The 23,050-nt window shown below is 64.4% G+C and carries 17 protein-coding genes; 9 read left to right on the top strand and 8 right to left on the bottom strand.

All coding sequences use genetic code 11. From position 1 onward, the window contains the following. Positions 1–44: 44 nt before the first annotated feature. The 3 genes from ACQ4WP_RS07260 (at position 45) to ACQ4WP_RS07250 (ending at position 4,115) form a co-directional block, all read left to right on the top strand. The gene (locus tag ACQ4WP_RS07260; protein WP_436519341.1) at positions 45–554 is read left to right on the top strand and encodes a sigma-70 family RNA polymerase sigma factor; all 510 of its coding nucleotides are present in this window, start codon (positions 45–47) and stop codon (positions 552–554) included. Then, a complete protein-coding gene (locus tag ACQ4WP_RS07255; RefSeq protein ID WP_436519340.1) occupies positions 554–1,516 on the top strand; it encodes a FecR domain-containing protein in 963 nt (320 codons plus the stop codon). Before ACQ4WP_RS07260 ends, ACQ4WP_RS07255 begins: the two co-directional genes overlap by 1 nt. A gap of 115 nt (positions 1,517–1,631) precedes the next feature. After that, on the top strand, positions 1,632–4,115 hold the full coding sequence (locus ACQ4WP_RS07250) for a TonB-dependent siderophore receptor (protein WP_436519339.1): 2,484 nt from the start codon (positions 1,632–1,634) through the stop codon (positions 4,113–4,115). A 6-nt stretch (positions 4,116–4,121) separates the two neighbouring features. Here the strand turns inward: ACQ4WP_RS07250 and ACQ4WP_RS07245 are convergent, their stop codons facing one another. The 5 genes from ACQ4WP_RS07245 to ACQ4WP_RS07225 form a co-directional block, all read right to left on the bottom strand. Beyond that, on the bottom strand, positions 4,122–5,009 hold the full coding sequence (locus ACQ4WP_RS07245; protein WP_436519338.1) for a pirin family protein: 888 nt from the start codon (positions 5,007–5,009) through the stop codon (positions 4,122–4,124). Then, the gene (locus ACQ4WP_RS07240) at positions 5,006–5,404 is read right to left on the bottom strand and encodes an OsmC family protein (RefSeq protein ID WP_436519337.1); all 399 of its coding nucleotides are present in this window, start codon (positions 5,402–5,404) and stop codon (positions 5,006–5,008) included. The genes ACQ4WP_RS07245 and ACQ4WP_RS07240 overlap by 4 nt, the downstream gene beginning before the upstream one ends. Positions 5,405–5,482: 78 nt before the next feature. Continuing rightward, positions 5,483–6,202, bottom strand: a complete 720-nt coding sequence (locus ACQ4WP_RS07235) for an SIMPL domain-containing protein (RefSeq protein WP_436519336.1) — start codon at positions 6,200–6,202, stop codon at positions 5,483–5,485. A 62-nt stretch (positions 6,203–6,264) separates the two neighbouring features. Continuing rightward, a complete protein-coding gene (locus ACQ4WP_RS07230; protein ID WP_436519335.1) occupies positions 6,265–8,568 on the bottom strand; it encodes an SUMF1/EgtB/PvdO family nonheme iron enzyme in 2,304 nt (767 codons plus the stop codon). Positions 8,569–8,587: 19 nt separating this feature from the next. After that, positions 8,588–10,909, bottom strand: coding sequence for a coiled-coil domain-containing protein (locus ACQ4WP_RS07225; protein WP_436519334.1), 2,322 nt, complete (start codon positions 10,907–10,909; stop codon positions 8,588–8,590). A 366-nt stretch (positions 10,910–11,275) separates the two neighbouring features. Between ACQ4WP_RS07225 and ACQ4WP_RS07220 the strand changes: the two genes are divergently transcribed. From ACQ4WP_RS07220 to ACQ4WP_RS07210, 3 genes are all read left to right on the top strand, one after another. Further along, positions 11,276–11,524: a hypothetical protein gene (locus ACQ4WP_RS07220; protein ID WP_353656551.1), complete on the top strand. Its 249-nt coding sequence runs from the start codon at positions 11,276–11,278 to the stop codon at positions 11,522–11,524. A 187-nt stretch (positions 11,525–11,711) separates the two neighbouring features. Beyond that, the gene (locus ACQ4WP_RS07215) at positions 11,712–12,410 is read left to right on the top strand and encodes a YXWGXW repeat-containing protein (protein WP_436519333.1); all 699 of its coding nucleotides are present in this window, start codon (positions 11,712–11,714) and stop codon (positions 12,408–12,410) included. Between the two features lie 115 nt (positions 12,411–12,525). Beyond that, the gene (locus ACQ4WP_RS07210; RefSeq protein ID WP_436519332.1) at positions 12,526–13,554 is read left to right on the top strand and encodes a transporter; all 1,029 of its coding nucleotides are present in this window, start codon (positions 12,526–12,528) and stop codon (positions 13,552–13,554) included. A 54-nt stretch (positions 13,555–13,608) separates the two neighbouring features. Here the strand turns inward: ACQ4WP_RS07210 and rnk are convergent, their stop codons facing one another. Continuing rightward, positions 13,609–14,016, bottom strand: coding sequence for a nucleoside diphosphate kinase regulator (gene rnk, locus ACQ4WP_RS07205; RefSeq protein ID WP_162835757.1), 408 nt, complete (start codon positions 14,014–14,016; stop codon positions 13,609–13,611). A gap of 580 nt (positions 14,017–14,596) precedes the next feature. Between rnk and ACQ4WP_RS07200 the strand changes: the two genes are divergently transcribed. Further along, on the top strand, positions 14,597–16,489 hold the full coding sequence (locus tag ACQ4WP_RS07200) for a putative bifunctional diguanylate cyclase/phosphodiesterase (RefSeq protein WP_436519331.1): 1,893 nt from the start codon (positions 14,597–14,599) through the stop codon (positions 16,487–16,489). A 47-nt stretch (positions 16,490–16,536) separates the two neighbouring features. Here the strand turns inward: ACQ4WP_RS07200 and ACQ4WP_RS07195 are convergent, their stop codons facing one another. Next, complete coding sequence (locus ACQ4WP_RS07195; RefSeq protein WP_436519388.1) at positions 16,537–18,213, bottom strand: peptide chain release factor 3; 1,677 nt, start codon at positions 18,211–18,213, stop codon at positions 16,537–16,539. A gap of 186 nt (positions 18,214–18,399) precedes the next feature. On the opposite strand from ACQ4WP_RS07195, the gene ACQ4WP_RS07190 reads away from it, so the two are divergent. Together ACQ4WP_RS07190 and ACQ4WP_RS07185 are read left to right on the top strand one after the other, a co-directional pair. Continuing rightward, a complete protein-coding gene (locus tag ACQ4WP_RS07190) occupies positions 18,400–20,457 on the top strand; it encodes a methyl-accepting chemotaxis protein (RefSeq protein ID WP_436519330.1) in 2,058 nt (685 codons plus the stop codon). A 225-nt stretch (positions 20,458–20,682) separates the two neighbouring features. Beyond that, entirely contained in the window at positions 20,683–21,492 is an 810-nt protein-coding gene (locus ACQ4WP_RS07185) for a Crp/Fnr family transcriptional regulator (protein WP_436519329.1), read from the top strand. A 78-nt stretch (positions 21,493–21,570) separates the two neighbouring features. Here the strand turns inward: ACQ4WP_RS07185 and ACQ4WP_RS07180 are convergent, their stop codons facing one another. Then, positions 21,571–22,986 (bottom strand): sensor histidine kinase, encoded by a 1,416-nt coding sequence (locus ACQ4WP_RS07180; protein ID WP_436519328.1) that lies wholly within the window; start codon positions 22,984–22,986, stop codon positions 21,571–21,573. Positions 22,987–23,050 lie beyond the last annotated feature (64 nt).

Raw genomic sequence — 23,050 nt, 5'->3', positions numbered from 1 at the left:
CCCGCGTTCCGTCAGCCCAGCTCTTCCCTTGCCTGGAGAACGCAGTGAGCGCCGTCAGTCCCACCCATGCCATCCCCCTGACCACCCTGTACAGCGAACACCACGGCTGGCTGTATGGCTGGCTGCGCGGCAAGCTGGGCAACCGGGCCGAGGCGGCCGACCTGGCGCAAGACACCTTTTTGCGCCTGCTGGGCAAGCGCGACGCGGCGCCCCTGCGCGAGCCGCGCGGCTACCTGGCGACCATCGCGCGCGGCTTGCTGATCGACCGCTATCGGCGCCAGGCGCTGGAAGACGCCTACCTGGAAGCGCTGGCGCAGCAAACCGAACCGACAACGATCTGCGCCGAAACGCACGCCATCATCATCGAAACCCTGCTGGCCATCGACCGCCTGCTCGACCGCCTGGGCGCGCGCACGCGGGCCATCTTCCTGCTGGCGCAAATCGAGGAACTCAGCTATGTGGACATCAGCCAGCGCCTGGGCGTATCCTTGCCGACCGTCAAGAAGCACCTGGTGCGCGCCTACACGGAATGCCTGATGCTGGCGGCCGGCTGATGTTCGGCCCATCCCCTTCCACTCCCATCGCCCGCAGCATACTGGCCGCCGCCGCCCACTGGCATGTGGAGCTCCAATGCGGCAGCGCCGACCCGGCCGCCCTGCAGGCATGGCGCGACGCCAGCGCCGAGCATGAACGGGCCTGGGGCCTGTTGCAGCGCATGGACGGCCAGTTGGGCACGATACCTGCAGCGCTGGCGATTCCCGCGCTACAGGCGGCGCAGCAGCGCCGGCGCGCCGCCGCCAAGATACTCGCCCTGCTGGTCGCGGCTGGCGGCGGCATCGCGCTGGGTCAGGCGGGCTTGCAGTCCGGCCCATGGCAAGCCCTGACGGCATCCTTGCGCACGACCCACGGCGAGCGCCGCCACGTCATGCTGGCCGATGGCGGGCGCATGGAGATGAATACAGACAGTGCCTCCGACGTCGACTACAGCGCCACGCAGCGCCGCATCCGCCTGCACCATGGCGAAATCATGATCACGACGGCGCCCGATCCGCGCCCCTTCCTGGTCGCCACCCCGCACGGCGTGATCCGCGCGCTGGGCACGCGCTTCGGCGTGCGCTGCGATGAAGATGGCAGCGTCGTTAGCGTCTTCGAACACGCGGTGGAAGTGCGCTGCGCTGCGCACCCGGATGCCGTGCGCCGCCTGGAAGCGGGACAGCAGCTGCACTTTGGCGACACTGGCGCGGACAATGTGCAGGCCACGCAAGCGCACCAGGATAGCTGGCTGCGCGGCATGCTGGTGGCCACCGACTGGCCCCTGCAGCAACTGCTGCAGGAGCTGGCGCGCTACCGGCGCGGACGCCTCGTTTGCGACGCCAAGGTGGCGCAGCGCCCCGTCACTGGCACCTACCGCCTCGACGATATCGACGCCGTGCTGGAAAGCCTGTGTGCCTCGCACGGCCTGCAAGTGACGTACTTCACACGCTACTGGGCCACCGTGTCGGCCCGGCAGGCCTAATTATTTTCAGTTTTTTTGCGCCAGGGGTTGGTGTTTCGATGCACTGCTTCGGCTTGATAGATAAGAAGCCAATTCATCCGCCATTTTCTTATCCCTCTGAGCAGAAAGACCGAGCATGCAGCTGAGCACCCCCATCCTCCATCCCGCCGCGCGCGCCATCCGCCTGGCCGTCATCGCCATGGCTTGCACCGCCCCCGCCGCCTTCATCGCGGCACCCGCGCTGGCGCAAGGCCAGGCTGCCGCTTCAACCGCAGCGCCGCAAGCCTACGCCGTGCCAGCCGGCCCGCTGGCCACCACCCTCAACGATTTTGCCGTCGCCGCCGGCGTCAGCCTGTCGACCGATCCCGCGCAGACGCGCGGCCTGCGCTCGCCCGGCGTGCGTGGCAGCTTCAACGTGGCGCAGGGTTTTGCCCAGGTACTGGCCGGCAGCGGCCTGGAAGCCGCGCAACTGCCCAACGGCGCCTACGTGCTGCGCCAGGCGGCGCCATCCTCCGCCTCGGCGACTGGCGTGGAAAAGACCATGGCGCCCGTGACGGTCAGCGCCAGCATGGAGCGCGACCCTGTCAGTGAACACAGCAACTCGTACGCGGCGCGCGCCATCACCGTCGGCAAGGGTGTGCAAACACTGCGCGAAATCCCGCAATCCGTCAGCGTCGTCACGCGCCAGAAAATGGACGACCAGAACCTCAACACCATCGACGCCGTGCTGGCCAATACCACCGGCATCACCATGTACGACAGCCCCATGGGCGGACGCTACGTGTATTCGCGCGGCTTCATGGTCGAAACGTACCAGTTCGACGGCGTAAACCGCGCCATGTACTACCCGCAGGCGAACAGCTTTACCAGCAATACGGCCATGCTGGACAGGGTGGAAATCGTGCGCGGCGCCACGGGACTGCTGCAAGGCACGGGGTCGCCGGGGGCCGCCATCAACATGGTGCGCAAGCGCCCGCTGGCGGAAAAGCAGGTACAGCTGGCGCTCGGCGCGGGCCGCTGGAACGACGTGCGCGGCGAAATCGATGTCACCGGCCCATTGAACGAGTCGGGCAGCATCCGCGGCCGCGCCGTGGCCGCGCATGAGCAGCGCGATTATTTCTATGACGTGGCCGACAGCCGCACCGACGTGCTGTACGGCGTGCTGGAATTCGACCTGGCGCCGGGCAGCAAGCTGACGACGGGCGCCAGCTACGAAAAACTGCACTCGACGCCCTTCTTTTCCGGCATGGCCCGGTACCGCAATGGCAGCGACCAGAAACTTCCTCGCGAAACCTTCCTCGGCGCCGACTGGAACCGGTGGAATAGCAAGCAAACGGCCGTCTTCACCGAATTCGAGCACCGCTTCGATGCCGACTGGTCGCTCAAGGCCAGCGCCAACTACACGCGCGAGCGGCATGACGTGAAATACATGTTCAGCCAGGGCGCGATGGATCCCGCCACCCTGGCCGGCATGATGATGTATGGCGGCGTATTCGACTACGGCAGCACCAACAACGGTGTCGACCTGTCGCTCGATGGCAAATTCAACGCCTTCGGCCGCCGCCACGGCTTCAGCGCCGGCATCAACACGAACCGCCTGGAAAGCGACAGCGATTTCAGCCTGGCCCTGCTGCAGCAAGCGAATAATCCGCTGCGGCCAAATCACGGCGTGGCCGAGCCGAGCGACGCCTGGTTCCGTGAACACAGCTACCGGGGCGATCCCAGCGTGACGAAGATGACGCAAACGGGCGCCTACGGCGTGGTCCGCTTCAGCGTCAGCGACCCGCTCACCGTGGTGGCCGGCGCGCGCGTGTCGAGCTACAAATCGAGCAGCGTGTACCGCGACACGGGCGAGGTGTATATCGATCCCTACCGCGAAAACGGCGTTGTCACGCCGTATGGCGGCGTCATTTACGCGTTTGACAAGCGCTGGTCCGGCTACGCCAGCGTCTCCGACATCTTCCAGCCGCAAAACCAGCGCACGGCGGACGGCGCCCTGCTCGACCCGCTGAAAGGCCGCAACCTGGAAGTGGGCGTGAAAGGTGAACTGTTCGACGGCAAGGTGAATACCTCGCTGGCGCTGTTCCGCATCGAGCAGCGCAACCGCGCCGAGCTCGACCTGGTCAATACCTGTTCCAGCGGCACGGAATGCTATTTCTCGACGGGCAAGGTGCGCAGTGCAGGCGTCGATGCGGAAATCAGCGGCGAAGTGGCGCCGGGCTGGCAACTGTTCGCCGGCTATACCCTGAACAATTTCAAGTACCTGGAACAGACCTCGAATGCGGGCGTGATGTTCGCCAGTACCTACTCGCCGCGCCATATGCTGCGCGCGTGGAGCGACTACCGCCTGCCCGGCGCCCTGCGTGCGTGGAGCGTGGGCGGCGGCGTGAACTTCCAGACGGAGAGCTCGCGCATCACGCGCGACGTGACGGTGGCGCAAGGCGCGTATGCACTGTGGAGCGCGCGCGCCGCCTACCAGATCGACCGCAACTGGACGGCGTCGCTGTCCGTGACGAACTTGCTCGACAAGCGCTACTACCAGACTGTGGGCGCGCCGGCCTGGGGCAATTTCTATGGCGAGCCGCGCAAGGCGCAACTGACTTTGCGCGCGCGGTTCTAAACGCTGTCAGGTCGCCGGGCGCAGGGGCGCCTTCGGCAGCGGAATAAATTCCGTCTCGCCCGGCACTTGCCCCATGCGCTGGGCGCTCCAGTCGTCGGCCGCCTGCGACAATCGCTCCTTGCTCGACGAGACGAAGTTCCAGAACAGGAAGCGGTGGCCGTCCAGCGGCTCGCCGCCGATGACGACAAATTGTGCGGCGCCGCTGCCTGCGGTGACGACAGGCGCGGCGCCCGCTTCCAGCAAGGCCATGGTGTGCGGCACGAGCGCCATGCCATCGACCAGCACGTCCCCGCTGATTGGATACACCGCCGCTTCCGCCGGCAAACCCTCCAGGCGCAGCTCCGTGCCCGCCTGCAGCGCCACGTCCAGGTACAAGGTCTGCATGTAGGTGCGCACGGGCGAGGTCCGGCCAAAGGCCGTGCCGATCAAGACTTTGACCACGGCGCCATCGAGTGGCACAACGGGAATGTCGGCTTGCGGCGTGTGCGTGAAACTCGGTTCATCCTCTTCATGCGCCTTCGGCAGCGCGGCCCATAGCTGCAAGCCGTGCGTGCGGTGCGGTTGTCCCGCCAAGTCGTGCGGCGTGCGTTCCGAATGCACGATGCCGCGCCCGGCCGTCATCCAGTTGATGGCGCCCGGTTCGATGCGCTGGCAAGAGCCAATGCTGTCGCGGTGGTCGATAGCGCCCTCGAACAGATAGGTGACGGTGGCCAGGCCGATATGCGGATGGGGACGCACGTCGTGGTTGGCGTCGGGCGCCACATCGATGGGGCCGAAATGGTCAAAGAAAATGAAGGGACCGACGGCCTGCTTGACGGCCGAGGGCAGCAAACGCCGCACGACGAAGCCGCCACCGAGGTCCTTTTCATGGCTTTTCAGGATGGCCGCGCTCATGCCAGCACCGTCGTCACTTCGGTGGTAACAAACGTCATCAATTTATGCAGCGGGCATTTGCCGGCTGCGGCCAGCAATTCCTGGCGCTGCGCGTCACTCAAGTCACCCGTCAGGTGCAGGGTGGCGGCCAGGCGGTACACGCCCTTGCGCTCTTCGCTGGCATCGCGCTCGGTCGACACTTCCACATGTTCCAGCGGAATGCCCTTGTGTTTGGCGTACCAGACGACGGTGAGCGCCTTGCAGGCCGACAGGGCCGCGTCATACAGGTCGTGCGGCGACGGGCCGGCATCGCCGCCGCCCTCTTCCACCGAGGCGTCGGCGGAAATGATGTGATCGCGCACATGCACGATGTGGCGCATGGCTTGCGACTGGTCGCGGATGGCTTTGATAGTCATGGCGTTCCTTGGTGCGTTTGGAAAGCCACAATTTACACCGTTTGCCCGCTTTGCGCAGCCCGCTCCCCGGGCGCCAGGCTATTTGATACGGAACACGGCGTCGACCGTCTGCCCCATCTTCAGGCTGGTCACCATCAGCATGTCGTCGGGATTTTGCCGCTGGCGGCTGTTCGCGCGCTGGTAGCGGTCGGACGGCACCAGGCCCACCGCATTACCCAGGTTTTTCAGCTGGTCCGACGAGATGCCGGCCACGGCGCCCACGCGCTTGCCGAAGCCGCGCGCCATGGAATCGGCCTTGCGCTGCGCATCCTTGACGGCTTCGCCCATCAGTTCTTCTTCCAGGCGGATGCGTTCGGTGGCGCCGAAGGTGACGGCAAACGCATCGAGGTTGGGCATGGCCAGCAGCGGACGCATGACGGCGGGCCACTTCGATAAATCGGCCACATTGATATGCACGCTGGCCTTGATCAGGTACTGCGGGTTGGCGGGGTCTTGCTCGGCGCCCTTGCGCATTTCCTTGCGCACGTCGCGCACCTCGATGCCGGCAGCCGCCTCGGGCAAGCCCTGCGCCACCAGCAGCGCCTTGATTTCCGTAATGCGCGTCTGCACGAGGGCCGTGGCCACGTCCGGCGCCGGGTCGAAGGCGCTGACATCGAAATCGATCTCGCCCAGATCAGGCGTGACAAAGCTGAACGCCGTGCCCGTCGCGTGGATGAAGGGGTAGCCGGGCAAATCGCCGGCCAGGGCGGAGATGGGCAGGCAGACGAACACGATGGACAGCAGGCGGCGTTTGAACACGGACACTCCGGCACAGTTAAGATGCATGAAGTATCCGCCAAGATGACATATTTAACAATAAGTTAATCGAGCGTGCGCGCTACCCGGAATCCCACGATGTCGTTCGACAGCACGGTGGAAAAACCGTTGCGCAGGGCCGAGCGCAGGTAGCGCGGGTGGTATAGCCAGGAGCCGCCGCGCAGGATGCGCCGGCTGCTGTCGCTGCCCTCTTCCCACGCGCTGCCATCGACGGGCGCGCCTTCATAATTGTCGTGCACCACGTCCTGCACCCATTCCCACACATTGCCATGCATGTCGAACAGGCCCCAGGGATTCGGCGCGAAGCTGCCCAGCGGGCTGGTGCCGCCCCGGTACACACCGCGTGGACCGCCGTTGTAGACATACAGGCCGTCGTAGTTGGCTTGCTCGGTGCTGATCGTGTCGCCCACGTTGAAGGCCGTGCGCGTGCCGGCGCGGCAGGCGTATTCCCATTCCGCTTCGCTGGGCAAGCGGTACTGCCGGCCCGTGCGCTCGCTGAGCCACGCCAGGTACAGCTGCGCGTCATTCCAGCTCACGCCGACCACCGGGTGCTGGTCGTTCTGCACGAAACCGGGATTGTCCCAGTCCGTTTCGGATCCACCCGCCCAGTCGGTCGCCTTGACGAAAGCGCGCCATTCACCCACGCTGACGGGATGGCGTGCCAGCGCGAACGGGCGCGCGATGCCGACCCAGTGCTGCGGCGTTTCGCGCTCCAGCCAGGCCTGTTGCGAGCCGGCCTGGATGGCGGCCTTGTGTTCCGTCTCGTGTGCACCCATCTGGAAGCGGCCACTGGGAATGAGCACCAGTTCCGGCCCCTGCCCCGAGCCATCGAGGAAATCATCGCGCAAGATGCCTTCGGCATTGGCCACCGCTTCCACCTGTTCCGGTTCTGGCGACGGCGCCGGCGCAGGGACAGATGCGGTGGCGCGGCTGGCCTCTTCCCTGCGCGCGCGTTCCTGCTCGGCGCGGTAAGCCGCTTCAGCCTTGGCGACGATGGCCTTGCGCTGCAATTCCTGATGCTCCTGCAAGGCGGTGGCGGCATCGGCTTCGCGGCGCGCGCGCAACTGGCCGCGCAGCGCTTCCTTGCGCAGCTTGCGCGCCTCTTCCGCTTCGAAATGGCGCTGCGTCTCCTGTTCGCGGCGCAGTTTGTCTTGCCGCTGCTTTTCCAGCGCCGCCGCCTGGATTTCTGCCTTGCGGCGCTGGTCCAGTTCTTCCTGGTGCGCACGCGCCTCCTTGAGCGCCACCTCGCGGGCCTGTTCGGCGGCCAGTGCCGCCTGCTTTTGCTGCTGCGCCGCGCGCGCCTGCTGCTGGCGCGCCTGTTCCGCCAATTCTTCGGGCGACGGCCCGGCAGCGCGCTCCAGCCCTTCCAGCAAGGCTTGCACCGATTGCGGGCGCAGTTCCGCCGTCAGCGAAAAGCCGTTCTGCAGCACCTGCCACTGCGCTGCATTGAGCGCCCGCGGGGGCGAGGGCAGATGGCTGGCGCTGCGCGCATCGTCGAAGGGCATGCGCCCTTCGAGCATCTGGTAAATCATCACGGCCACCGCATACACGTCCAGGCGCGGGCTGGGCTGGCGCTGGTTGGCGCCGGCCTCGGGCGCCCGATACCCGTGCGTGCCCGCATTCGGCATGTCCAGCGCCAGGCTGCTGTCCGCATTGCGCACGCGTGTAGCGATGCCGTAATCGAGCAGCTTGACGTCGCCCTTCGCCGTCAGGAAGACATTGCCCGGCTTGATATCGCGGTGCACCAGCTTGTGCTTTTCCCACGCATACGACAGGGCGTCGGCCACCGGCTGCAGCAATTGCTGCACCCTGGAGAGCGGCAGTGCGCCCTGGCGGCCCAGGTAGTGCTCGAGATCTTCGCCATCGAGGCATTCCATGATGATGAAATAGCTGGCCGTAGCCGGGTCCTGCGCCCATTCGTAGACGCGCACGATGTTTTCATGCGCGAGTTTGCGCGCCTGGGTGGCTTCCTCGATCAGCAGCTTGGCATGCGTGGCGCTCTGCGTCAGTTGCGGCGGCAAGATCTTCAGCGCCACCATTTCGCTGCTGCCCAGCTCCGCGTGCGTGGCCAGGTCCGTCGCTTGCCACACCTGCCCCATGCCGCCCGTGCCGATCAGCCGTTCGAGGCGGTAACGGCGATTTTGCGGGCCGATTTCCTGGCCTGTCATGAAGCCCAGTTCCGTGCCCTGGCGTACGGGCAGCGGCACGGCCACAGGGGCGACGCCCGGCGGCGCGTATTCAGCGTCGAGGATGGCGTTCTTGCGGCGTTCAAAGTCCTGCTCGCTGAGCAGCCCGTCGTCGTGGAGGGCGCGCAGTTCCCGCAGTTTGTCTCGTGCTTTTTGCATCATCTGGGGTGAAACGCTTCCATCAAGGCTGCAGGGCGACGCCACAGGCGGCGCAGAATTTATCTTCCGGATGGCCCGCGCGCTGCGCATGGCCGTTCTTGCAGCGGGCCAGCGCTGCAGCGGCAGAAGCCGCGCCAGGCTGCAGCGCCTGCGCCACGGCTACGCCCAGCTGCGCCTGTGCCGACAGGCCATGCGCATGCGCCGCGTTCTGCAAGTTGATCAGGTCCAGCTGCTGGCGCCGTTCGCGCTCGGCCTGGCCTTCCAGGTAGCTGCGCTCCTGCGCCACGCTATCCTGCGCCATGCGCATGGCCTCCAGCGGCGCGACGCTGTTTTCGGCTGCCGCCAGCGCCGCCAGCGCATGTAGCTGCTCGGCGCTCATGCCCGCCTGCAGTTGCACCTTGAGCACTTGCGCCAGCGCGGCCGCGTTCTGCCCGGCGGCCATGGCCACCTTGCCCGTGTCGCTCAGGGAGCCCATTTTCTCGATGCGGTCGATGTCGATGCGCGCCAGTTCGGCCGCATGTGCCTGTTGCGCCAGCAGGGCTTCGTATTCGCCCTTCCAGCGCGCGTAATCGCTTTCGCGCTGCTGCGCCATGGCCAGCAAGTCGCGCTGCCATTGCGCTTCCTGTTCCAGCTGGCGCAGTTGCTGGCGCTGTTCCTCGATGGCCAGCGCGTCGAGCTGCGCCAGTTGCGTTTGCTGCTGCAGCTGGCGCGCGTGCACGCCATCGGCCTCGATGGTGCGCAGCAGCTTTTCCTGCTGCGCGATGGCGTCCTCGCGCGCGCCACCGCGCCGCAGCGCCGCCACTTTTTCCGCAATCTCCGCCGCCTGCACCTGGGCCGCTTCATCCTTGTGCGCCTCGGCGCGCAGCAATTCGCGCTGGCGCGCCAGCTGCATCTGGTCTTCCCACTCCTGCACCCGCTCGGCCTCGCGCTTGCGCGCCGCATTCGCCAGCATCAGGCCCTGCCAGGCGGCCTGGTGCTGCTCCGCTTCCAGCTGCGCCTCGCGCTGGGCCGCATCCGCTTGCGCCTGGCGCAGTCGCGCCAGCTGGGTGCGGCGCCCGGTCTCGTCATCAATCAGCAGCGCACTTTCAATCTGCTGCGCGATCGACTGCAAGTGGACTTGATGGGTAAAGCGCTGCTGCGCCAGCTGGATCTGCTCGCGCCCATGCAGCTGCGACAATTCCAGCTCGCTGCGCATCTTGATGGCGGCCAGCGCGCGCACGTGCTCCCAGTTGGTCGCTTCATCGGCGCGCTGCGCGCCCTTTTGCGCCAGTTCCTGTTCCAGCTCGCCCAGCGCCAGCGCGGCACCATGGTCGAGCGCCTGGCGCCGCGATTTCGCTTCCAGGATGCGGCCATACAGGTCGATCTGGCGCCCGCGCAGCGCTTGCAGGCGCTCCGCTTCCTGGTGGCCCAGCTCCGCTTTTTCCAGTGTCGCATCCTGCTGCAGTTCGGCGCGCCGGTGCGCATGGCGCGCCGCCAGTTCTTCGCGGCGGATGCGCTGCCACTCTTGCTCGTCATACAGCTGGTCGAGCTGCTTCATGCGTTCCAGGCTGTGCTGTTCCAATTCCTGCACCGGCAAGCCACCCAGCCACAGGGTGCCGATGGCAGCGTCGGCGTTGCCCTCGCGCTTGTCGTGCCGCAGGCTGAGCGTTTCCACGCGCGCCACGGCAAGGCCGCTGGGCGCCAGGCGCTGCGTCAGGGCCGATTGCAGGCGTTCGTTCAATTCGGGCCGCAAGTCGGCATTCGCGTCCATTTCGCGCAACGCGCGGCTGCCGATGAATTCCAGCGCAATCTGGCGCACGGACGGCAGCAGCAAGGCGTGCAGGTGGGCGCGCGTGACGGCGCCCGGCGCGCGCATGAACTGGCGCGCGAACGCATCGGGCTGGCCCAGCGCGATATCCACGCGCAGCGATGCGGCGATGCCCAGCAGCTCCGTGCTGGCCAGGCCGGGCAAGTCGAATTCCAGGCTGACTGCATCGGCGCGCGCGATCAGCACTTCGGCCGGGCGCGCCGGCAACAGCGCGGGCAGGCGCGCAAAGAAGGTGGCGCTGTCGTAGTCGCCGGCCGGTATCAAGGTGAAAGCGTCCGATTGCACGATCCAGGCGCACGACTCGGCGGGCACCTGCAGGCGGCGCGCCGCGCCGCCGAACAGCGAGGATAGTTCACGCACGCCAAAGAACAGGGCTAGTTGCCCGTCAGCAAGATGCCATTGATTGGCATGCAGCACCGCGTCGCTGTCGGGGACGCCCAGCGACAAGCCGCATTGCGCGCAATAGCCGGCGGCAGCGCCGTTCTTGTGCTCGCAGCGCGGGCAGCGGGCGCCGCCAAAACCAAACAATTGGAACATGTGTGACTCCTGATGAGAATGATCGTGTGCGCAAGTGTGCGCAACACGGCTGCCATGCCGATTCTAGCAGGACAGCTGGCGCAGCACCTGCCGCGCGCCACGCGTGCACAACACGGCTCACAACAGGCGCACAACACTGTGCAGTGTCAAATAATGCCATAGGGCAAGTGCATTCATATGCAGGGATACAGGGCTAATTAGGCCTCAATTCAAGCGGTCGCCCGCCAGCGCCGTACGCAGGCATTTCAGCGCCGTTTTTTTGCAGGCCATCCCGCCAAAACCACGGCTGGTCGCATCTGCATGGCGCACCGGCGCGTGCCTGGCTACAGTGCATGCATACCCACCTACCACCCGAAAGGAACGATCATGAACACGCCAAAAAACGCCTTGAAAAACATGGAAGCCATCTTCACCGTCGCCGTCGCCATCGCCTGCGGCGCCAGCTATGTCAGCTTCATGCAGCCATCGGCAGCCAGGACGGCCGATGTGGCACAAGCGAGCGCCATCCCCGTGGTGGTGGTCAGCGCCAAGCGCCTGACGGAACAGGAAAAGAAAATCTCGCTGATCGAGGAACGGCAAGCCTTGCTGGGCAACGCCACCGCCAGCACCCTGTGAGCCATCCATGCTGACGCCATGCCGCCTGGCGCACCACGGCTAATGCCGCGCCAGGCCGCCATTTGTATCCGCCACGGATACACGGACACACAGCATTGTGTCAATTGTAATAAGTTGAATCAAAGGCGAAAAACCGCCGGCAAGCGCCTATAGTCCATTTCACGCAATCACCGAAATGGAGCACACCATGAAACCCATCACACTCTACGCAGCAGCCATGCTTGCCATCAGCACCGCGGCCTTCCTGCCCGTGCAGGCGATGGCACAGAATCAGCTCGGCGTCAGCATTGTCGTCGGCAACGCCCCGCCTCCGCCACGGTTTGAAAGCGCGCCGGCGCCACGCACCGGCTATGTCTGGGCGCCCGGCTACTGGAACTGGGACGGCCAGCGCCATGTCTGGAACAGCGGCGAATGGCTGCGCGAACGCGGCGGCAACCAGTACCGCCGCGCCGCCTGGATACAAGAGAACAAGCACTGGCGCCTGGACCGCGGCGGCTGGGTCGCCGCGCAAGTGCAGCCCGTGCGCTATGACGAGGTCCGCATCGCCCCGCCACCGCCACGCCGCGAAGCCATCCCGCGCTCCCGCCACGGCTACCTGTGGGCGCCCGGCCACTGGGAATGGCGCAGCCAGCGCTACGCCTGGACCCCTGGCGTGTGGATCGCCGAACGCCCCGGCTATGTGTATGCGCCGCCCGCCTGGAACCAGCGCGATGGACGCTGGCAGATGGAGCAAGGCCGCTGGTCGCCGCGTGGCCCGAACGGCGACCGCGACCGCGACGGCATCCCCAACCGCTATGACCGCGACAATGGCAACCGCCACGACCGCGACGGCGATGGCGTACCGAACCGCGACGATCACCGTCCAGACAACCCCCGTCGCAGCTAACACGCGGCTATAGTCCCACCAGGGCCACCCATCGCGGTGGCCTTGTCATTTTCCGGACATATCTGTGTATTAAAATCGCGCGACGATCAATTACACTGCGCGAGAAAGATTCACGATGGCGATGGAAACTGCCGGTTTTACCTACGGCTCGGATACCTCGGGCCTGGTCTGGGGCTTCCTGTTTGGCCGCGGGGCGCAGCCGCTGGCGCTCGACTCGACGGCCGCACTGGCCTGGCTGGCCGATGGCGCAGCCAGGCCGGCGCAGGAATTTGTCTGGCTGCATTTCAATTTATCGCATGCGGCCAGCGAAAAATGGCTGATGACGCATACGCAACTGGCCGGTGAATTCTATGAGACCCTGCACCAGGGTTCCCGTTCGACGCGCATCGAACAGGCGGAAAACACCCTGATCGCCGTGGTCAACGATGTGGTGCACAATTTCTCGTTCGAAGCATCCGACATTTCCACCATGTGGGCCAGCGTGGCGCAAAACCTCGTCATCACGGCGCGCCGCGCGCCGCTGCAATCGATCGAGCGCCTGCGCCAGGCCGTCATCAAGAACCACGAGCCGATCCGCTCGTCGGTGGAACTGCTGGTCCATTTGCTGCGCGACCAGGCCGACGTGCTGGTCAACATCGTGCGCGATGCCGTGGCGCGGGTCGACGATATCGAAGACCACTTGCTGGCGGGGCGCCTGGTGCCCAAGCGCGAAGACCTGGGCGCCATGCGGCGCGTGCTGGTGCGGCTGCAGCGCCTGCTGGCGCCGGAACCGGCAGCCCTGTTCCGCCTGCTGCAACGCCCGCCTGCGTGGGTATCGGAACTGGACAGCCTGGAATTGCGCCAATCAACGGAGGAATTTTCCGTGGTGCTCAGCGATATGTCGTCCTTGCAGGAACGTATCAAGCTGCTGCAGGAAGAGATTGCCGCCAGGGTCAACGAGGAAAACAGCCGCAGCCTGTTCGTGCTGACCATCGTCACCGTGCTGGCCTTGCCGATCAATATCATCGCCGGCATGCTGGGCATGAATGTAGGGGGGATTCCGCTGGCCCAGCACCCGCAGGGCTTCTGGATCATCGTTGCCATCATCGTCACGTTTACCGTCGTGGCAGGATGGCTGGTGGTGCGCGTGCAACGCAATAGTTGATTACTGGAAACACGGCCAGGCAGGCGAACGGCAGGCGCCGTCCGCCATCACAACTTAACGGTGGTATTCGCCGGCCCGTTCAGGCTGATAAACGATTTCCTCGATCTTCACCTTCACCACGCCGCCGGGCATGGGCCAGGCGATGCTGTCGCCGACGGACAGGCCCAGCAGTGCACTGCCGACGGGCGCCAGCACGGAAATGCGGTCGGCCTGGCCCTCCACATCCTTTGGATACACGAGCGTCAGGCAAAATTCCTCCTTGTTTTCCACCGTGAAGCGCACGGTGGAATTCATGGTCACGACGGTCGGGGGTATTTCTTGCGGCTCGAGCACCTCGGCACGGCCCAGCTCATCGAGCAAGGCGGCCTTGTCCGGCGACAAGTTATTTCCCAAGGCATACAACAACGCTTCCAGTCGTTCCAGGTCTTGTGACGACAAAATAATTTTTGGCTTTTTTTCCAAGATATCCTCACTATTGATCATTAGGGCGACGTCCGGTTTTGCTGGCGGCTGTTTACTTGGCCGCGGCAGACAAAACAAACAGCATCAGAACGTCCATCATCAGCGGATTATGGACGAACTCGCGGAGCAAGGCCATAGCGTTCTCGCATTCTTCATTAAAATTTATTAAAATCAATGACTTGCAATGGCCCATACAGACAAAAAGTTAATCCGTACCGGGATGGCTGGAGGCAATCAAGTTATTCTTCATGACATTTTGTTTACCGTCAGCATGTTTTCAGGGGAAAAAACCCGCCGGCAAAAAAAGGATTAAAATTCAGTTTACATTATTATTAGAAAGACACGCCCCGCCTTTTCCGCCTGACTTGTCGCCTTGCCTGCCGCCACCGGCCCGTGGCATGCACACAAAATTGCCGCGCGCCCTGTACTTTCACGCTGCGAAATGACAATATGTCGGCCTTAACAACACGTTGAGAGTTCCGGCTCACTTCGGTTTTCATCAGACTGGAACGTAAAGTATGGCAGGGCGAGGCGGGATCACAAGGGGCGGCGGCAAGCGGGGCCGGCAGGAGAATGCGTCATGATGGCGCCATTGATGCTGCCCTCGGTGCAGTTGCGCGGTGACCGGATAGCCAGGCTGAACCTGCTGGCCGCAGCGGCCATGCTGGCCACGGCCAGCCTGCTGCTGATCCTCTTCCAGTTGTTTTCCCTCCAGGCATCTTTCCAGCGCAACCTGCGCATCCAGGCCGACATGCTGGCGCCAGCCGCTGCCCAGGCCATGCGCCAGGACAATCGCCTTGCGGCGCAACAGGTCCTCGCTACCCTCGCCGCCGCGCCGCATGTCCAGCAAGCACTGCTCTACAGCCCCTATGGCACGCCGTTTGCCCGCTACGGGCGCAGCAGCGCCGATGTCGCGCCCACGGCACCGCGCAACGGCCAGCAAATCGTTTACCTGGACGGCAGCGCCGCCATCCTGAAGACCTTGCCCGGCGGCGGCGCGCTGTACCTGCGCGCCAGCCTGGCGCCGCTGTATGCCAGCCTGGCGCAATTTGCCGCCTTCACCCTGCTGGTCTGCCTGTGCGCGTTCGGCCTGACGGTCCTGATGGTGCGCCGCACGCGCACCGCCGCCCAGCATGCGGAAAGCCATTTGCACTACCTGGCCCACGTCGACCCCGTCACGCAACTGCCGAACCGCCATGAATTCAACGGTGCCCTGGCCTACGCGCTGGCGCGCGCCGACCGCCAGGACAGCAGCGTGGGACTGCTGCTGCTGGACCTGGACAACTTCAAGGTGGTCAACGATACGCTGGGCCACCACTGCGGCGACCAGTTGCTGAAACTTGTTGCCGAGCGCCTGGTGGCGATCCTGCGCGGCACCGACATCATCTGCCGCATCGGCGGCGACGAATTCGTCGTCATCGTCGAACCGGCCGACGACGCCTCGGAAATGGCCAGCGTGGCGCGCAAAATCCTTGCCGTGCTGGCCGCGCCGTTCGCGCTGGAAGGCCACCAGCTGTATGTCAGCGCCAGCATCGGCGTGAGCCTGTATCCGTTCGATGCGCAGGACGTGGCGACCCTGACGCGCAATGCCGATACGGCCATGTACCACGCCAAGCACCAGGGCAAGAACCGCTACGCCGTGTTCAAGGCCGAAATGGAATTGCGCGCCCAGCGCCGCCTGCGCATGGAAGCGAACCTGCGCAAGGCCCTGCAAAACGAGGAACTGTATCTGCACTACCAGCCGCAAATCGACTTGCGCAGCGGGCGTATCGTCGGCGTGGAAGCGCTGATACGCTGGCATTGCCGCGAGCTGGGGCAGCTCAGCCCCAGCGAATTCATTCCCGTGGCCGAGGAAAGCGGCATCATCGTCGACCTGGGACGCTGGGTGCTGCAAAGCGCCTGCCGCCAGGCGGCCCTCTGGTGCAAGGCCGGCCTGCTCGATTCGCTGGAACACGTGGCCGTCAACCTATCGGCCTGCCAGGCGCGCGACCCGGGATTGATGGACGATATCCGCGCCATCCTGCACGAGACGCAGCTGCCGCATGGCTTGCTGGAGCTGGAAATCACGGAAGGCGTATTGATGGACAACGTCCACGCCAACGTGGAACTGATGCGGCGCCTGCAGGAAACGGGCATCCACCTGTCGATCGACGATTTCGGCACCGGCTATTCCTCGATGTCCTACCTGAAGCGCCTGCCCATCGACCAGCTGAAAATCGACCGCAGCTTCGTGCACGACCTGCCCGGAGAAGGCGAAGCCATCGTCACGGCCATCATCGCCATGGCGCACAGCCTGCATCTGAAAGTCGTGGCCGAAGGCGTGGAAACAGTGCAGCAGGTGGAGTTTTTGAGAAAAGCCGGCTGCGACAACGTGCAGGGCTACTTCTTTGCGCGCCCGATGACGGCGGCGCAGCTGACGGCGCTGCTGCTGGAGCGGCGCGACTGGAGTACGCGCACCATCCTGCCGGCGTAAAAAAGGCAGAACCGCTGGCTCTGCCTCTAACACTTACTCCAGATGCATCAAGCCAGCTTGGCCGAATGCTCGCGCGTCGCGTGGAACGTCAGCTTCGGCCAGCGCTCTTCCGTCAAACGCAGGTTCACGCCCGACGTGGCCAGGTAAGCCATGTTGCCGGCCGCATCGTAGGCCACGTTGTGGCCCAGCGCGTTTTCGAAATCCTGCAGGACGCGCTTGTCGTCACAGCTGACCCAGCGCGCGCTGCTGATGCTGGTGCCCTCGAACACGGCGTCGACGCCATACTCGTTGAGCAGGCGGCTGGCGACCACTTCAAACTGCAGCACGCCGACGGCGCCCAGTACCAGTTCGCCACCCTGCACCGGCTTGAAGACCTGTACCGCGCCCTCTTCGCCCAGCTGTTGCAAGCCCTTGTGCAACTGCTTGATTTTCAAGGGATTACGGATGCGCACGGAGCGGAAGAAGTCTGGCGCGAAGTACGGAATACCCGTAAAGGTCAGCATCTCGCCTTCGGAAAAACTGTCGCCAATCTGCATGTTACCGTGGTTCGGCAAGCCGATGATGTCGCCCGCGTACGCCTCTTCCACCTGTTCGCGCGACGATGCCATGAAGGTCACCACGTTCGACACCTTGATTTCGCGCCCCAGGCGCAAGTGCTTGACCTTCATGCCGCGCTCGAAACGTCCCGAGCACACGCGCAAGAAGGCGATGCGGTCGCGGTGCGCCGGATCCATATTCGCCTGGATCTTGAAGACGAAGCCCGTGAACGGTTGCTCGGACGGCGCCACCGACCGCACGGTCGCGTCGCGCTCGCGCGGTGCTGGCGCCCAGTCGACCAGCGCGGAGAGAATCTCGCGCACGCCGAAGTTGTTGATGGCCGAACCGAAGAACACGGGCGTCTGCACGCCGGAGAGGAATTCCTCCAGGTTGAACGGGTTCGATGCGCCGTGCACCAGTTCCACTTCCATGCGCAACTGGTCCATCTCCAGCGGGAACATCTCTTGCAGGCGCGGGTTGTCGATGCCCTTGATGATTTCGAAGGCGCCGTCAGCTTTTTCTTCGCCGGCCTTGAACAGCATGATCTCGTCGTTCAGCAGGTGATACACGCCGCGGAAGTTCTTGCCCATGCCGATAGGCCAGGTGACGGGCGCGCACTGGATCTTCAGCACCGATTCGAGTTCGTCGAGCAGGTCCAGCGGATCGCGCGTCTCGCGGTCCATCTTGTTCATGAACGTGACGATGGGCGTATTGCGCATGCGGCAGACTGCCAGCAGCTTGATCGTCTGCGCTTCCACGCCCTTGGCCGCATCGATCACCATCAGCGCCGAGTCGACCGCCGTCAGCACGCGGTAGGTATCTTCCGAGAAGTCCTGGTGGCCCGGGGTGTCGAGCAGGTTGACGACGTGGCCGCGGAATTCGAACTGCATCACCGAGGACGCGACGGAAATACCGCGCTGCTTCTCGATCTCCATCCAGTCCGACGTCGCGTGGCGCCCCGATTTACGCGCCTTGACGGTACCGGCCATCTGGATCGCGCCCGAGAACAGCAGCAGTTTTTCCGTCAGCGTGGTTTTACCCGCATCCGGGTGGGAAATGATGCCGAAGGTGCGGCGGCGCTGCACTTCGCGCGCGATCACGGCAGGCGCCTTGCTGCTGGCTGACGCTGCGGCATTGTCCGCATTGTCGCTGGAATCGGGGGTGTTGATGTCGTTCTCGTTGGCCATATTGGTGACCATAATATGGCCCTCGCAAAAAACCCTCGATTTTACAGAAGGATCGGCCTTCCGTGTGAACTGCTTCACTCTGGCGAACGGCAAAATTGACGCCGCCGCCGCGCGCTTCATCAAGGGGTCACAATCCGCAGGCAACATTGCACTGCAGAAATGTTGTCACCCTACCCTGGAAACCCGATGAAAATGCTCCTCACCCCCGCCATCCGACTCATGCAGCGCTTGCGCCTGCTGCCCAAATTCATGCTTGTCTGCCTGGTCTTCCTGCTGCCGCTGGCGCTGGCGACCACCCTGCTGATCTCGGAGCTGGGCAAATCGCTGGCCCAGGCGCAGGATGCGCAGCGGGGCGTGGCGTATGTGCGCCAGCTGCACGAAGGCACGCGGCTGCTGCAGCAGCGGCGCGGCCTGGAGCACCTGCGCCTGAGCGGCAAGGCGGGCATGGACAACACGGCCCTGAATGCGCGCATCACGGCCACGCTGGCGGCCCTGGCGCGCTTACCGGCAGGCGCGGGCCTGCCCCAGGCGGCCGAGCTGGCGAAGCAGTGGCAAGCCCTGCTGGGCCGGCAGGCGGGCCTCGCGGCGCGCGACAGCTACGCGGCGCACACGGCGCTGCTGCGCCAGGCGGCCAAACTGGGCCAGCTGGTGGCCGACCGCTCGCACCTGAGCCTGGACCCGGACGCGGGCGCCAACCACCTGAGCGCCGTCTTCACGGCCACCCTGCCCGACCTGGCCGAGAGCCTGTCCGACATCGCCGGGCGCGGCGCCGCCTACATCGACACGGGCCTGTTCGAAGCAAACGAAGACCAACTCGTCAACGCCAACGCCCTGATCGCGCGCCACGAACTGGAACGCCTGCCGGCCCGCTTCGACGAAATCATCGCCGCCAAGCCGGCATTGCGCGCCAGCCTGCAAGCAGCCCTGAAAGCCGTGCCGGCCGCGCTGGCCTTCCTCGAACGCAGCAAAAATGAGGTGACGAATTCCTACGACCAGACCTCGGGCGCGCAATTCCACGCGGCCGGCATGCAAGCCATCGACACCTTGCACGCGCTCTCGATCGCCTCGGCCACCGCCCTGGACAGCCTGCTGGCGCAGCGCATTGCCCGCGACGAGGCGCGCCGTGGCCTGATCCTGGCCGCCATGCTGCTGGTGCTGCTGGCCGCCGCCTACCTGTGCGCTGGCTTCTATGCCGCCTTCGCGCGCGACGTGACGCAATTGCGCGTGGCCGTCGGCGCGGCGGCGGCGGGCGACCTGTCGCAGCGCATCACCTCGCAGGCGCACGACGAAATCGGCGACCTGGTACGCGACTTCGGTGCCATGACGCACGGCCTGGCCACCCTGGTGCAGGAAATCCGTGGCGGCGCAGCCGTCATCGCCGCCGCCGGCGCCGACATCGCCCAGGGCAACGCCGCCCTGTCCGGCCACACGGCCACGCAAGCGGGCGCGCTGGGCGCCACCGTCGACTCGATGCGCGAGCTGACGGCTACCGTGGGCCGCAATGAAGCCCATGTAGGACAGGGGCGCACCCTGGTGGCCACAGCGGCCGACGTGGCCCTGCGCGGCGGCCAGACGGTGGGCGCCGTGGTCGAGACCATGGCCTCGATCAAGGCCAGCTCGCACAAGATCGTCGACATCATCGGCGTCATCAACGGCATCGCCTTCCAGACGAATATCCTGGCCTTGAACGCGGCCGTGGAAGCGGCACGCGCGGGCGAGCAAGGACGGGGCTTTGCCGTCGTCGCGTCCGAAGTGCGCAGCCTGGCGCAGCGCTCGAACGAGGCGGCGCTGGAAATCAAGCGCCTGATCGGCGATTCCGTGGCCACCGTGGATGCGGGTGGCGACCTGGTCAATGCCGCCGGCAACACCATGCGGCAAGTCGTCGATGCGGTGCAGCAAGTGGCCGTGGTGATCGGACGCATCAGCAGCGCCGGCGCCGAGCAGAATGGCGAGATCGCCCGCATCAACCAGGCGCTGGCGCAAATCGACGACATGACACGCCAGAACGCGGGCCTGGTCGACGAGGCGCGCGCCGGTTCGCAGCGCCTGCACCAGGAAGGCGAGGCGCTGACGCAGGCCGTCAGCCGCTTCCGCCTGGGCGAGCACGATGCGCCTGGCGCGCGCCAGCCGAGCACCACGAGCGTGCGCGACGGCTTGCCCAGCGTGCGTCCGGCCGGCCTGTGGAGCGCCAATAAACCGCGCGTCATATCACAAAATCGCGCAGAACGGCGCAAGGCTAGCTAGTCAAAAGTGTGCACGTAGGACAAGGACTACAATTCCGCCTCAAAAGAGACTACAAAGTGGCGACTGCTAATCTTATGTTCGCCACTTACATAAGCTTTTAAAGTAGCTACATCGCGATCTGCACCGCGCGGTCGATAAAAATGCTGTTACCACGTGGCTATGGCAAATTTTTTGACCGGCAACGCGGCAGTCGCACTTCGATGTAAAAAGCCTGTGAGGAATACTATGAACCATACTCAACTTATCACCCCGGTCCAGAAGAACCAGTTGCTGCCGCGCGCCATGCCGGCAGCCGGACGGGAAATCAAGCTTGCGTCGCGGGTTAGCCTCAGCAGTGCCCAACAGAATGAATTGCTGGCCGCCCTGCCGCGCGCCGCGCTCGAATCGCTGTTCGAAGACCTGGAATTGGTGGAACTGCCGTTCGGCAAGGAACTGTATGCCTACGGCAATAACATGGAATACAGCTATTTCCCCACCACCGCCATCATTTCCCTGCTGTATGTGATGGAAGATGGCGCCACGACGGAAATCGCCGTGGTCGGCCATGAAGGCGTGGCCGGTGCTTCGCTGCTGGCAGGCGAGCGCGCCATGTGCACGGCCGTCGTGCAAAGCGCCGGTTACGGCTACCGCCTCAAAACCCAAAGCTTGCGCAATGCGTTCAACCAGGGCGGCGCCCTGCCCCAGTTGCTGATGCGCTATACCAACGCCCTGTTTGCGCAAATGGCGCAAAACGCCGTCGGCGGCCGCCACAGCTCGATCGAGCAAAAGCTGTGCCGCTGGCTGCTGGACCGCCTGGACCGTTCGCCATCGAACGAACTCAAAGTGACGCAAGAGCTCATTTCCATCATGCTGGGTGTGCGCCGCGAAAGCATCACGGCCGCCGCCGGCAAGCTGCAGGATGAAGGCTTGATCCACTATCGCCGCGGCAATATCACGGTGCTGGACCGCGCCGGCCTGGAATGCTATGCGGGCGAGTGCTACAAGGTGGCCAAGACGGAATACGACCGTTTGCTGCGCGACGTATCGCGCTGCTGATCCGCTGCTGATCGACGGTGAGCATGATCAAAAAAATGGCCGGGCTGCATGCCCGGCCATTTTTTCATCCCGGCACACTCAAACGCTGGCGTCTTCGTCGATCTCTTCCGGTTCCGGCGTCAGCGGCAACGGAATCACGGCTTCCACGCACGTGCCCTTGCCTTCCGGCCCCTGGCGCACGGTGAGGGTGCCGCCCAGCAGCAAGGCCCGCTCGCGCATGCCCAGCAAGCCGTGCGACATGGGTTTTTGCAGCGCATCTTCGCTAATGCCGATGCCGTCATCGATGACGCGCAGTACCAGACCGTGTTCATTGCGTTTCAAGGTCACGCTGACCATGCCGGCGCGCGCATATTTGAGAATATTCGTCAGCGATTCCTGCACGATGCGGAACAGGGCGATCGTCAGGGTGGCTTCGCGGTTGTCGATATTGATGGCCACATCCGTTTCGCAGCGAACCGAGCTCATGCGCGTAAAATCTTCGCAATAGCTTTCGATGGCGGCGCACAGGCCCAGGTTGTCCAGCAGGCTGGGGCGCAAATCCTCGACGATGCGGCGCTTCAGTTCCACCGTTTCCAGCAGGGTGGCCTTGGCACGCCGCAATTGTGCGGCCAGTGCCGGCTGCGTGTGCGCCAGTTGCTGCGTGACGGCGCCCAGGTCCATGCTGATCGACGTCAAATTGGCGCCCAGCTCATCGTGCAGCTCACGCGCCAGGCGCGCCTTCTCCACTTCATTGACACTGATCAAATGGCGCGACAGCACGGATAACTGCTCCGTGCGCTTGCTGACCGTCGATTCCAGGGTGTCGTTGGCATTTTGCAGCGCATACTCGACGGCCGCACGATTCTGGAAGCTGCGCCGCACCAGCTGGTAAAACATGATCAGCACGAGGATGGCCAGGGCATTGATGCCAATGCCGAGCAGCACGGCTTTTTGGTACTCATGATAAAAGGCGGCGCTGCCGGACGACAGCGCTTCATTCTGTTCGCGCGTCATGATCACCACCTGCAGGCGGATTTCATCCATGGTGGCTCGGTCGTCGGTCACGCGCGAGATATTGACGATTTCGGCCAGCCCGCCCTGCTTGTAGACTTCGATCGACTCTTGTAGCATCGACATCTTGCGACGGATCAAGCTTTTTAATTGACCCAGGTTTTTCAACTGCGTAGGACTGCCCGCGAGCAAGGTTTGCAGCTCGTTGAATTCGTTGTCGATCTCGGTGGAAGCCGTCTTCGACGGCCCCAGATACGTTTCCGAGCCGGAAATGAAATAGCCGCGCAAGCTGCTTTCCGCGTCCAGCACGAGCACGTTCAAATACTGCAGCCGGTCCGCCACGCGGGCGCTCTGGCTGAGCAAGGCGTTCGTGCCCTTCAACGATTGCAGATTATGAAAGAGACTGAAACCATTGAGTACAAGCAACAAGGCGCAAGCCACGCAAAGGATCGTCTTGTAGAGGGGCAGGCGGTGATGCGGGGCCGGTTCAACGGTGAAATACATCCTGATGTGCATCCTTAGCAAGGTTCGGCGCGGGAGAGAGCGCCGGCGCCGGCCAATTATAGCC

It is taken from the genome of Janthinobacterium lyxosi (assembly GCF_051380665.1).
Taxonomy (GTDB): domain Bacteria; phylum Pseudomonadota; class Gammaproteobacteria; order Burkholderiales; family Burkholderiaceae_D; genus Janthinobacterium.
Note: the sequence above shows the minus strand (reverse complement) of the source record. Positions and strands in the feature narration are given on the sequence as shown.

Excerpts from the sequence above, each read along its gene's own strand:
- ACQ4WP_RS07215 (WP_436519333.1), top strand. The coding sequence starts at position 11,712 with ATGAAACCCATCACACTCTACGCAGCAGCCATGCTTGCCATCAGCACC.
- ACQ4WP_RS07200 (WP_436519331.1), top strand. The coding sequence starts at position 14,597 with ATGATGGCGCCATTGATGCTGCCCTCGGTGCAGTTGCGCGGTGACCGG.
- ACQ4WP_RS07255 (WP_436519340.1), top strand. The coding sequence starts at position 554 with ATGTTCGGCCCATCCCCTTCCACTCCCATCGCCCGCAGCATACTGGCC.
- ACQ4WP_RS07190 (WP_436519330.1), top strand. The coding sequence starts at position 18,400 with ATGAAAATGCTCCTCACCCCCGCCATCCGACTCATGCAGCGCTTGCGC.
- ACQ4WP_RS07220 (WP_353656551.1), top strand. The coding sequence starts at position 11,276 with ATGAACACGCCAAAAAACGCCTTGAAAAACATGGAAGCCATCTTCACC.
- ACQ4WP_RS07180 (WP_436519328.1), bottom strand. The coding sequence starts at position 22,986 with ATGTATTTCACCGTTGAACCGGCCCCGCATCACCGCCTGCCCCTCTAC.
- ACQ4WP_RS07245 (WP_436519338.1), bottom strand. The coding sequence starts at position 5,009 with ATGAGCGCGGCCATCCTGAAAAGCCATGAAAAGGACCTCGGTGGCGGC.
- ACQ4WP_RS07210 (WP_436519332.1), top strand. The coding sequence starts at position 12,526 with ATGGCGATGGAAACTGCCGGTTTTACCTACGGCTCGGATACCTCGGGC.
- ACQ4WP_RS07185 (WP_436519329.1), top strand. The coding sequence starts at position 20,683 with ATGAACCATACTCAACTTATCACCCCGGTCCAGAAGAACCAGTTGCTG.
- ACQ4WP_RS07230 (WP_436519335.1), bottom strand. The coding sequence starts at position 8,568 with ATGATGCAAAAAGCACGAGACAAACTGCGGGAACTGCGCGCCCTCCAC.
- ACQ4WP_RS07225 (WP_436519334.1), bottom strand. The coding sequence starts at position 10,909 with ATGTTCCAATTGTTTGGTTTTGGCGGCGCCCGCTGCCCGCGCTGCGAG.
- ACQ4WP_RS07195 (WP_436519388.1), bottom strand. The coding sequence starts at position 18,213 with ATGGCCAACGAGAACGACATCAACACCCCCGATTCCAGCGACAATGCG.
- ACQ4WP_RS07240 (WP_436519337.1), bottom strand. The coding sequence starts at position 5,404 with ATGACTATCAAAGCCATCCGCGACCAGTCGCAAGCCATGCGCCACATC.
- ACQ4WP_RS07250 (WP_436519339.1), top strand. The coding sequence starts at position 1,632 with ATGCAGCTGAGCACCCCCATCCTCCATCCCGCCGCGCGCGCCATCCGC.